The organism is Segatella copri (assembly GCF_019127135.1).
Taxonomy (GTDB): domain Bacteria; phylum Bacteroidota; class Bacteroidia; order Bacteroidales; family Bacteroidaceae; genus Prevotella.
Map to the genome: position 1 here is coordinate 1 of NZ_JAHOEA010000003.1, position 11,921 is coordinate 11,921.

Consider the following 11,921-nt stretch of genomic DNA (forward strand, 5'->3'; position numbering starts at 1 on the left):
ACCTTTCTAGGGATAGCTCCTTAAAAAGAGTAACCTAGTTAGGTATAATGGGTATTCGCTGACAACCCATATAGTGATAAAATAAAAAATGCGTAACTCATTTAGTGATAAGAAAAATAGATAGTAACATATTTAGTTTAACCATCCTAAAGGTGACAACTTTTTCACGTATAAGACAAAATCAAATTTGCTTCTCTAAGTATTTTATCGCTACAACCTTATATATATTCGTAAATTGCACTGAGTAGAGTGCAATTTACGTTAAAAATTGCACTCTACTCAGTGCAATTTCGTATTTAATTTGTATATTTGCACCCATAAAGAACAATATAACAGCCATAATATGGAACAATTACAAGCTACATTCGACAAATTGCTGAGAGAAACGAGTACTACGTTTCATCGCTATATGTATAATCGCATCAATTGGGATGCTCGTATGATTGGATTAATGGGACCAAGAGGTGTCGGTAAAACAACTTTGGTGCTTCAACACATCAAAGAACAACTACCAAGAAAAGACTCTCTCTATGTACAGGCAGAAGATTTTTATTTTGCCAGTCACAGACTCACCGAACTGGCAGATTCATTTGCAAAGATGGGAGGAAAGTATCTTTTCATTGATGAAATCCATAAATACAAGGATTGGGCAAGGGAGCTGAAATTGATATATGATTATCATTCTGAACTCCATATAATGTTTACAGGGTCATCTGTTCTCGACATAGCAAAGGGGGCATTTGACCTGAGCCGTCGTGCACTTATGTACGAGATTCAAGGACTCTCGTATCGCGAATATCTAGAACTCTTTCATGGAATCCATTTTCCTGTATGTACGTTAGACCAGCTCATGCAACAGGAAGTCGATATACCAAATGGTTTCTTGCCTCTAGAACATTTCGCGGACTATCTGCAACGAGGATATTATCCTTTTTCTGATGGCGATATCAGAATGTATATTCAGCAAGTAGTCAATGCAACGATAGAAACCGATATTCCACAATATGCAGACCTTACGGTTTCAACAGCAAGAAAGCTCAAAAGACTACTTGCCATCATCGCTCAAAGTGCGCCATTCAAGCCTAACATGAGCCAGATAGGAGGTCAACTTGAAGTTTCAAGAAACAATATAGCCGACCTTTGCGCCTACTTGGAGAAAGCAGGACTTATAGGGCAACTCCGTTCTTCAACAGGTGGCATTCAAGGACTAGGCAAAGTGGATAAGATCTATCTGGATAATCCAACACTCATTTATACCCTTGCTGGAAAGAGTGTGGAGATAGGAACAGTTAGAGAAACTTTCTTCTTCAATCAGACACGCTCTCTCATGCCTGTCACAGTATCCCCTATATCAGATTTTCTGATTGACGGGAAATATACATTCGAGGTTGGCGGAAAGAAGAAAAAGCAAAATCAGCTACAGAACATAGAGAATGGATATGTGGTAAAGGATGATATAGAAACGGGCTATGGCAACATCATTCCATTATGGATGTTTGGCATGCTCTATTGATAGATAATCCTTGATTACAGAAAAGATGACCCCACATTTTTTGCTCGGTCATCTTTTCTGTTGCTATTCCCCAAACTTTCACCAATCCAATACGATAGTCTTATCTACATAGAGAAAGTCCTCCTCTCGAATCTCAGAGAAAGTCTGCATGCCTATTGGATATAACTTCGTTGCCATATTATCAACAATTTACTATTTACGTTGGCAAAGATAAGCAAAAATCCCGAAACCGCCAAGCGATTTCGGGATTTATTATGTATTCAACTGTGCACCCAATACCTTAAAGGGAATTTGATCACTCTATCAACGTCTATCAAAGAGTTTATATGATGTAACACTTACAGCTGTATCTTTACAGCCTTTCCGTCATATTCCACACTCTTGTTTGCCTGCATAGGCTGATCGCCCGCTCCACTATTGGCATCCACCAATACGATATGGAATCTGCGATGCTGGAGCATTCCCTTATAGCTGCCCTTGCGTGGAGCGATGTTCAGGGTTCGGTCTGCTTCATTCCAAACAAACTGGATTTCAGAGAATTTACCCTTCTCGTAATTATAGTTGTCGCCCTCGTCCTCATAGAGCGTAAATTTACCATCAGCACCAGGATAGACACGGATTTCCAGCTCATCCCAAGGCTTCTCTGAACTATACTGCACTTCAGGACCGAATGGCAGGATGGTACCTGCCTTGATGAATACAGGCATGATGTCGATAGGACAAAGGCGCTGGATATCCTGACCGCCCTCATACTGGGTGTTGCTCCAGAAATCATACCATTTATTACCCTTTGGCAAGTAAACATTCACAGGCGCAGCTGCCTTCCTTACATCAGGATAGATGGTATGGCCCTTCTTCTCCTTATCCTTCCAGGTGTATAAAGGATTGGTTACCGGCTTCACCAGGATGTTGCGGCCGAAGAGATACTCATCGTTCAGGCGGGAAGCCTTCTTGTCTGCCGCATAATCCATTACCAGGGCACGCATCATGCTTCCGCTATTCTGTACACAGTCGCCAGCCGTACTGTAGATATAAGGCAAAAGTCGATAGCGCAGCTTGATGGCCTTAATCATAGCATCATAAGCCCAGTCGCCCTGCTTTCCGAATTCATACAGTTCGCTTACCATCGGCGAAGAACAGTGGTTGCGCATCAATGGCATGAAGGTTCCCCACTGCATCCAGCGGGTCTGCAGTTCCTGAATGGCAGGGTTCTTTGGATTCTGTTCAAACTCCCAGTAGAAGAAACCACCCAGGTCGGTATTCCAGAATGGGATACCGCAGAGCGAGAAGTTCAAGCCCGATGGAATCTGATTCTTCATCTCGTTCCAGGAAGCCAGCACATCACCGCTCCAGCAAATGGTGCCATAATGCTGAATACCGAGACTGCCGCTTCGGGTCATCTGGAGCGAACGCTTTGTGTTGCCCTTCATCGCTCTCTGGTGCTCATAGATGCTCTTGTTGTGCAACAATGGGAAGGCGTTCTTCACGCCCAACCATGAACCATCGAAGGTCTGATAGTTCTCATCGCCCGGCTTCTCAAAATGGTCTGGCTCCGTAGAATCGGTCCACCAGGCATCAAAGCCCATCTGGTAGAGATGACTAAGATACTTCCAGTAGAGGTTGCGAGCCTTCGGATTGAAGACATCGTATGGCATCACGCCACTGTTTCTTGGCCACGTTTCAAAAGGAAGGAGGGCATTCATCTTCTTCAGTTCACGATACTGCTCTGTCCAAGGACCGAAACTTGCCCAGATGGAAATCATCAGATGGGCATCGTTCTTATGAACATACTTCACCATCTCTTCCGGACTCTTCAGGCGAGGTTCTCCCTGTGCCTTCATCTGCTTCATATCGGTAGGAAGATACTTGGCATAGGCTGGATCGCCCACCTTATTAATATAATATGGGTTCTGGAACTTCATCGCATTCCAGTTGGAGTCGCATCCCCAATACTGCCAGTCCTGCACGATAGCATCGGTAGGAATCTTCAGTTCGCGATACTTATCCAATACGCCAGCCAGTTCATCGCTGGTCTTATAGCGTTCACGGCATTGCCAGAAGCCCATCGCCCATTTCGGGAACATCGTAGCCTGTCCGGTCAGTTCTCGGATGCTGGCGATGACTCCATCCTGCGTACCATCCTTGTACATGAAATAGTAGTCGGCGCAGGTTCCCACTTCGCTGGTGAAGGAAGTACATGATGGCTGGTTGCTATTGTTCTTGGATGCTACAATATCATTGAAATAAGTTTTTCCCGCATTGTCCCAGTAAAGACCATAGCCCTTCTCACTGGTGAAATAAGGGATGGCGATATAAGTGTTATGATTCCAGAGTTCAATATTCTGTCGACCACGCTGATTCATGTAAACATCGCGCAACTGTCCCAGGCCATAGATTGCCTCGTCATCAGCAAGACGGAAGTCCTGCTCTATGCGGTACTTGCCCTTGTTGGCTTCATCCTTGCGAGCTTCCAGACGAGTCTTCGTATCGGTAAGCAGCAGCTTTCCATCCTTCGAAAGGAAGCGGATTTCGCCAGTCTGCTGATTCAGTTCGACGGAAATAAAACTAGAATTGATTTTTACAATATCTCCGTTTTCCTGTATTTGAACGCCCTTCATCTGCTGAGGTTTCAAGATGACAGAATAGCTTTTCTTCTGAACAGGAGCACCAAGTCCGGCATCAGATTTCAAGATGCGGACGATGGATGGAGAATAAAATTCGATGGTTACATTCTGCTGAGCCACCTGACGGGTGATAGACTTGGCAGCCGTACCTTTCTGGGTGCCTGCCACCTTTACGCTCTTGGCGCTGAGTTCACTTGGAACGCCAACGACAGCGATGCCCAAAAGGGCAATGAGAGATAAATTCTTTAGCATACTTCTGTTTATTTTATTAGAGGGTTTATGATTGGGACGCTTCTCGATTGTCAATTCATCATGAATTTATTGTTGCCTGAAATTCCATTTAGAATTATCGCTATTGAAATCGAAGGGAGCCAAGCCTGGGGTACAATCGCCGAGTGAAACCAATGCCAGTTTCTCTTCTGTGCCTGGCACAGCCTTCGGCATGATGCGATAGGTACCATCGGTAAGCTGCTCGATGCGCCAAAGCTGGGCATCTTCACCCGTAAACTCAGGTTTGGCAATGACATCATGCTGAGCGGTTGCGGTAAGATAGCGAGTAGTGCCTTCTATGCAGATTTTATAATAAGGACCACCCAGATAACCACCCTTTCCGGCAGGCATGATACTCCACTTCTGATGAGGGCGGAACATATAATCGTTCATTCTTACCTTCACCTCGCCCTTAGGCCATTCTGCCTCTACCTCCTTCAAGGTCTGAGGTTCGATATTCTTCAGAGGCTTGGTCGGCTTGATCCAGAAAGGTTCGATATCCCGCTGCATTCTCACGAAATCTACGGCAATCTCCAGGGCATAACCTCTTCGTTCCGATTCTATCTCGTAGGTTCCGGCATGAAATTCATCACCAGCCACAGGCCAGTCGTTCTTCCACAACAAAGGACGGATAGCCAACACGCTTCGTCCTCCCTGTCTGAAATCAGACTCATAGTGGAACGACATCTTTTCTACACCCTCTTCCTCAATATAGCGTCCGAAGTGACCGGGACCCGTCTTCAGATTGTTGGCAGCAATCACCATCTTTCCACCGCCCTGCAACATCTCTCTGCCCACATTATCTACGTATGGACCGGTTATCTTTCGCGAACGTCCCACCACGATATTGTAGGTAGAATTAGGACCATCGCAACAGGTGCCATGAGTGCCGAGAAGATAATACCAACCATTGCGGTAAATCAAATCAGTAGCTTCACAGTCGATGGCGATATTGACGGGTTCGTTGCCTTCCATCCGCTTACCTGTCTTCGGGTCGAGTTCTACCAGACGGATAAATCCGAAATAGGTACCATAACTGAGCCAGAGTCTGCCGGTAGTAGGATCGAGCAACAAGCCCGCATCAATGGCATCACAATCTTCATCATCTAAGGATGAGGCAACCACCACCGGTTCAGTATATTTGAAATCAGGCGATTTCGGATCGAGCGTTTTGTTCCACATCGTCAGGACATCACCGCGATGACTGCCTCCCAATCCACCACCCGTAGCACTGTAGGCTACAAGATAACGGTCGCCAATCTTCAACACATCAGGAGCCGCTCCTCTGCCGGGACGAACAGCACCACCCTGCCAGGTCCAGCCATCCTCCGACCAGATTCCACCTTCACCCGTTCCAAAGGTATAATACTTTCCATCACACAGGGCAATGGTAGAAGGGTCATGAATGAAAGGTTCGCCCACCTGGGCTTCTGCCTCGTAAGCAGAGGAAGACAACAAGGCAACCAAAGCAGCGACATAAAGTTTCTGCTGAGCAGCAACCGGGCTAAAATATCTGAAAAATATATTGTTCTGTTTCATAACTTTCTTTATTGATTGCACTACTTCACGTGAATAGACAGGTTTCTGACAGGCTTGCCCTGTCCGTCGATGAATCGGACACAGAAGTCGCTCATACCAGGACCATTGATTACCGCACCACGAAGGATATTCCTACCTTTCTTCAAGGTAAGCTTCTTAGAAACCACATCATCGCGAACCATTCTTCGGTCGCCTTCGAGCATCACCGCCTCCTCGCCATTGAGCCACCACATGGAAGCACCATTCGAGCCAACAGACAAGCGGACGTCTTTCATCTCCTCAGGGCAATCGATAATGGTAACCGCCCAGAACAAAACACCATACTTGGGCTTCTTAAACGAAGTAGCGAAACGGAAGAGCTTCACATTAAACAGCTTACTGTCCAGCGCATGCCATTTCAGTTTTTCCTTGCCCACCTTCACGACGGCTCCATCCTTAGGAACTGTTTCCATCTGTTTAGGGAAATACTGCGTATGGAATATCTCCTTCAGATAAGAATCAGTAAAAACGACATTGCTCTTGACCGGCATAGAGATGGGTTCCAGAAGCAACCATCTCTGAATAAAGCCAGCCGCATTAGGCATGACAGGCTGCTTGCCGACAGGTCCGAAATAAGGATTAATGTCTACAGGTAATTCCTTATTTTGGGCATCCGCAGAGGAATGTCCAAAAAGGAATACACATAAACAAAACAATCTAACTATTTTATTGAAAAAGTTGTTCATAGACTATTCATTATTATTGAGGTTCGATAATCTGATAACGGCCACTCAGATGCATGAAGGCGAAGAGACGCAACAGTCCGTCGTAGTAGCCATCGAAGAAGCCTTCTTTATCTGGTTCATGCTTGGCATTCCAGAAATGACTGACGAATTCCCTGCCCTTCACATGATTGCTGACCAATGATGCCGCAGCCGAAGTGGCAACAAAACCGATAGAATGGCGGAGTGCCTTAGGAGCTGTACCTGCCGGCAGAATATCTTCTACCATTGTGCCATCTACATTATACTGGTCCAGGAAAGAATCAATGCCCTTACTATACAGGAAGTTCTGCAGCGTATTGGCATATTTCTGCTGCCACTCCTTATCCTTACAAGCCCAGGAATAATCGAGCGCTATGTTCATTGGCACTCGCCATGAGTCATAACGGAAAGCATCACCCAACAACTGACCGGTCTTCATCAGACTGCCATCATAGTTGCAATAGTCCGGGTTCAAGCCCGTCTTCTCATTGATGCACTTATGCAGGAACTCACGGCTTTTCTCAGCACACTCCTTCCAGAACTGGGAACGTCCGTCGTTAGCCCATTTCGCCCAAACCTCGTAAAAGGCAGGGAGATGGTAAGAAGGATCGGTAAACTTCCCGCCCCAATGATCGGGCGTAAAGGTGATGAGCTGATGTTCAAGATTGATAAGCGGAGCTGTGCGGTCCATTCCCGCCTTCTGCATGCTGCAATCCAGAATATGCTGCGCTTCCTTCAGATAGTTGATGTCTGTATCATTGCCCCATCGGTTGGATGCAAAGATGAGCGAAGTTACGAAATAGAGTTCACCATCCGATGCGGCTCCCTGCGCATTTCTCGTTCCATCAGTCTTGCAGCTCCATGCGAAATAGCCCTTATAAGGTCCTTCCTGATGCTGCATGTATTTCTTGCTCCATCGCCAGAGACGGTCGAAGATGTCCTTCTTGTCAAACTGCACGGCAGCCATCATTCCATACGACATGCCTTCGGTTCTCACATCATTGTTCTTTATATCGCTGACATATCCCATGGAATCGCCCACCTCGAAATAAACCTTGTTTTTACCATAGAACACATCATTGAACACTTCGTTCACCTTCTTGTCAATATCAGCCTGCTTATAGCCCATCTCGGCAAAGAGATTACGATACTGGTGAGTTTCGAAAGCTCCCTTTTCCCAAGGCAAAGCATCAAAGCCCAGCCAGTCAACCTCTACGTCGGCACCACTCTGCAAGGATACATGGAGAGCATGAACGCCCAAAGGAGCATGGAGCACCTGGGCACGGATATTCTTCCAGCCAGCCGACTTTGGAATCTTCACCTTAGCGATGATATTACCCTTCTTGCCATCGGCTCTGACTACGAGCACACCGCCCTTTGAAGACTTGGCACGAACGGTGATTTCTTCCACCTTCTCATTACCGAAATCCACCTTATTATATATAAGAGCAGTATTCGATTTAGAGAAGAGAGTCTTCCATCCGGCGAAACAGTTGTTTTTATCCAGATAATCAATACCAATACCCTTGCCTTGCAGCGCAGAATAGCGGTCAATCTGAATATGCGAACGTGCCTTCGTCAATCCCACACCTCTTAGTGTAGGTATCACCTTCTGTATCGTTCCGTCAGGATTGAAGTTCAGAGAGTCGACTCGCACCGAGCGGTTCTTGTCGAACTTAGGCGAATAATCATTATGATGATAGAAGAGATACCACTGTCCCTGATATTCCACGATGCTATGATGATTGGTCCAGCACTTCGTAGGCGACTCATCCATGATGATGCCCTTGAATGTGAAAGGTCCCATCGGATGGTCAGCCATGGCATAAGCCAGCGTTTCGGTTCCATCCTTTTCACGTACCCAAGGGAAGGTGAAATAATACTTACCGTTGCGCTCGAAGGCAAATGGGCCTTCCTTGAATCCCTCAGGCAATCCCTCTACAGGCTTAGGTTCCGAGGCAAGTTCCATCATGTCAGGTTTCAGCTTAGCCATGTGCAGACCAGCACCAGCCCAGTAGATATAAGCCTGTCCGTCCTTATCTATCAGCACACAAGGGTCTATGCCGTGCACACCCTCTATGGGGTTCCACATCGGCATAAACGGTCCTTCCGGTTGGTCAGCAACTGCCACGCCTATTCCGAATCCCTTCTCCTCCCCCTTGGGAGCGGCAGGGAAATAGAAGTAATATTTCCCGTCTTTCTCTACACAATCAGGAGCCCACATCGTATAACTCCCATCCTGTACCCAAGGTACTTTATCCTGCGAAACGATGACTCCATGATCCTGCCATTCTGTAAGATTGGCAGAAGAGAAAACGTGATAATCTGCCATGCAGAACCATTCCTTCAGTTTCTCGATAGGACTCGGAATGTCATGAGAAGGATAAAGATACATCTTCCCATTGAACACGCGAGCCGTAGGATCAGCAGAATATTGTCCGCTGATTACCGGATTCTGAGCCGAAGCTCCTGTCGATAACGCCAGCATCAAGGCGCACATCCATGTCTTCATACTATTAATTATGATACAGTTACTTAATATTCAACAGAAACATCCAGTTTCTTCAAATCCTTATCAGCCGAACTGCTGCCGTAATAAACCTCATACTTTCCAGCCTTGGCACGGACGGTATTGGTTGCAGCATCGAAGAGTTCGAAGTTTCTGCTATCCAGCGTTATGACAGCCTCAGCAGTCTTTCCTGCCTTCACCTCCACTCTCTCGAAAGCCTTCAAGCTCTTCAATGGTCCTTCGGTATCGGCAGGATTCTTCACATACACCTGCACCACCTCGGTTCCATCCTTCTTTCCAACATTACTTACCGGTATCTTCAGCGTAATCTTCTCACCCTTCTTCAGGATAGAGTTGGAAAGTGTAGCATCGCCAATACGGAAAGAAGTGTAGCTCAAGCCGTAACCGAATGGGAAGAGCGCATCGTTCATATAACGATAGGTTCTGCCCTTCATGCTGTAATCCTTGAAATCAGGCAACTGCTCTGAATTCTTATAGAACGTAATAGGCAACTTGCCGGCAGGATTGTACTCTCCGAAGAGTACACGAGCCACTGCCTCTCCACCTTCCTGACCAGGATACCAGGCCTGGAGAATGGCATCGCAACTCTCTGTCTCTGGAGTCAAGGCGATAGCCGAACCCGAACAGTTGACAAAGACAACCTTCTTGCCCGCCTCCTTCAAAGCCTTCAGGAAATTGCGCTGAACCTTCGGCAACTCGATGTTGGTGCGGTCACCACCCTTGAAGCCAGAAATCTCGATAGGCATTTCCTCACCTTCCAACTGTGGAGAGATGCCACCTACGAAGACTACAGTCTCACAATCCTTCAACTGCTTGAGCGAAGCCTGATAGTCGATAGGATTCTCGTGTCCGATATTGAACTTTATATCCGCATTATAGTTAGGCATCTCGTGATAGCGAATCTCTATCTTATACTCCTTACCCTTCTCAGCTTGGAACTCGATACGACTCTCGGTAGTGCGCCAGATGGAATGCTCTGCCTTCTTCTCACCATTCAGATAAACCTCGTAGTGACCGCAACCAGCCACGTCGAGCAACACCTTGTCTGTCTGCTTAGGACGGAACACGGTTTCATATTTTGCAGAGAAGCCCACCAGCTTCACATTAGGAGCGAAAGAATGCTGACCATAGGTAGTTACCTGCACAGGATTCTTCTCCTGGGTGATGGTAACAGGCTTGCCTTCCATCTTGCGGTTGTTCCAGAAAGTACCCTTAAAGCCCAGCTTGCCATCCATGCTACACTGGTCGAAGTAAGAATCCAGAATCTGGTCGTTCACCAAGTCGCACCCTTTAAAGGTGACGACCTGGTTTTTCTTCAAACGACTCTTGATACCATCCAGGATGGTAATTGTCTGTCGTGGGGTACCATTATAGTTTCCCCACATCATCGGTTCGTTATCCACATTTGGTCCGATGAAAGCAATCTTCTTTACCTTTTTATCGAGAGGTAATACCCCATTATTGTTTTGGAGCAGCGTCATGGTCTGCAGAGCCATATCGAGCGAGAGCTGGCGATGCGCCTTGCTGCAAAGCACCGATACAGGGATCTTCGACCATGATACAATCTTGTTGTCATCCATCTCCCCCAAGTCGAAACGACCTTCGAGCAGACGAATCACATGCTTATCAACTTCTTCTTCAGTCAAGGCACCATACTTCACAGCCTCAGGCACTGACTTATATACATAATTATATCCACACTCCACATCCGTACCAGCCAGCACGCCCTTGACAGCCGCATTTCTGGCATTGCTCGAAACCTTATGATTCTCCCAGAAATCGGTAACAGCGCCACAGTCGGAAACCACCAGATACCTGAATCCCCATTCATCTCTCAAAATCTGCTGCAGCAATCGGGTACTGCCGCAGCATGGTTCATCATCCCAACGCTGATAGGCACACATCACCTCACGCACCTTGGCATCCTGCACCAGTGATTTGAAGGCAGGCATATAAGTTTCCCAAAGGTCGCGCGGTGTAACATCGGTAATATTGTCTGTATGGCGAGCCCATTCTGGTCCGCTATGAATTGCATAGTGCTTGGCACAAGCCCAGAGTTTGCGGTATTTCGTATCTTCAGGTCCCTGCAATCCGCGCACCACGGCACATCCCATCCTACTGGTAAGATAAGGATCCTCACCATAGGTTTCCTGTCCACGTCCCCAGCGAGGATCACGGAAGATATTCACGTTTGGAGTCCAGACCGAGAGGGCATGGAAACGGGTTACATCTCCACCCTTCTGCTGCAGTTCATTCCATTTGGCACGCATCTCATCAGATGTTGCATCAAAGACGCTATACACCATTCTATCGTTAAACGATGCAGCCATTCCGATAGGTTCCGGAAACACGGTTACATCTCCCATATTCGCCACACCATGCAGCACCTCGCTCCACCACTGGAATCTCTTGATTCCCAATCGTGGGATAGCCGGCGAATCATCCAGCATCAGAGAAGCTTTCTCTTCCAAAGTGAGACGACCACACAAATCTACCGCTCGCTCATGAGCCGAGAGGGATGGATTCTGATAAGGCAACTGATGAGCCAAAACATTACCAGCAAACATGAGGGAAATAAACAGCAAAGCTGCATATATAACATTCTTATTCATTATTTTACTTTTAAGCTATTAGTAATCGGATTGTTATTTATCGATGCAAAGGTAAGCAAAAAAGCAGTATTCTACTTTATTACATGTATC

The 11,921-nt window shown here is 46.6% G+C and carries 7 protein-coding genes; 1 reads left to right on the forward strand and 6 read right to left on the reverse strand.

Going from position 1 to position 11,921, the window contains the following annotated elements; translation table 11 throughout:
• The first annotated feature begins 343 nt into the window (after positions 1-343).
• A complete protein-coding gene (locus tag KSW37_RS01190) occupies positions 344-1,513 on the forward strand; it encodes an ATP-binding protein (protein ID WP_217313103.1) in 1,170 nt (389 codons plus the stop codon).
• 78 nt (positions 1,514-1,591) lie between these two features.
• On the opposite strand, the gene KSW37_RS01195 is transcribed toward KSW37_RS01190, so the two are convergent.
• The 6 genes from KSW37_RS01195 to xyl3A form a co-directional block, all read right to left on the reverse strand.
• The gene (locus KSW37_RS01195) at positions 1,592-1,690 is read right to left on the reverse strand and encodes an AAA family ATPase (protein WP_233401147.1); all 99 of its coding nucleotides are present in this window, start codon (positions 1,688-1,690) and stop codon (positions 1,592-1,594) included.
• A gap of 161 nt (positions 1,691-1,851) precedes the next feature.
• Positions 1,852-4,389: a glycoside hydrolase family 31 protein gene (locus tag KSW37_RS01200; RefSeq protein ID WP_217313104.1), complete on the reverse strand. Its 2,538-nt coding sequence runs from the start codon at positions 4,387-4,389 to the stop codon at positions 1,852-1,854.
• A gap of 66 nt (positions 4,390-4,455) precedes the next feature.
• Complete coding sequence (locus KSW37_RS01205) at positions 4,456-5,946, reverse strand: family 43 glycosylhydrolase (RefSeq protein WP_119238019.1); 1,491 nt, start codon at positions 5,944-5,946, stop codon at positions 4,456-4,458.
• 20 nt (positions 5,947-5,966) lie between these two features.
• The gene (locus tag KSW37_RS01210) at positions 5,967-6,671 is read right to left on the reverse strand and encodes an acetylxylan esterase (RefSeq protein ID WP_217313105.1); all 705 of its coding nucleotides are present in this window, start codon (positions 6,669-6,671) and stop codon (positions 5,967-5,969) included.
• A 13-nt stretch (positions 6,672-6,684) separates the two neighbouring features.
• The gene (locus KSW37_RS01215; protein ID WP_217313106.1) at positions 6,685-9,201 is read right to left on the reverse strand and encodes a glycosyl hydrolase family 8; all 2,517 of its coding nucleotides are present in this window, start codon (positions 9,199-9,201) and stop codon (positions 6,685-6,687) included.
• Between the two features lie 23 nt (positions 9,202-9,224).
• On the reverse strand, positions 9,225-11,831 hold the full coding sequence (gene xyl3A, locus KSW37_RS01220) for a xylan 1,4-beta-xylosidase (RefSeq protein ID WP_217313107.1): 2,607 nt from the start codon (positions 11,829-11,831) through the stop codon (positions 9,225-9,227).
• Positions 11,832-11,921: the final 90 nt, after the last annotated feature.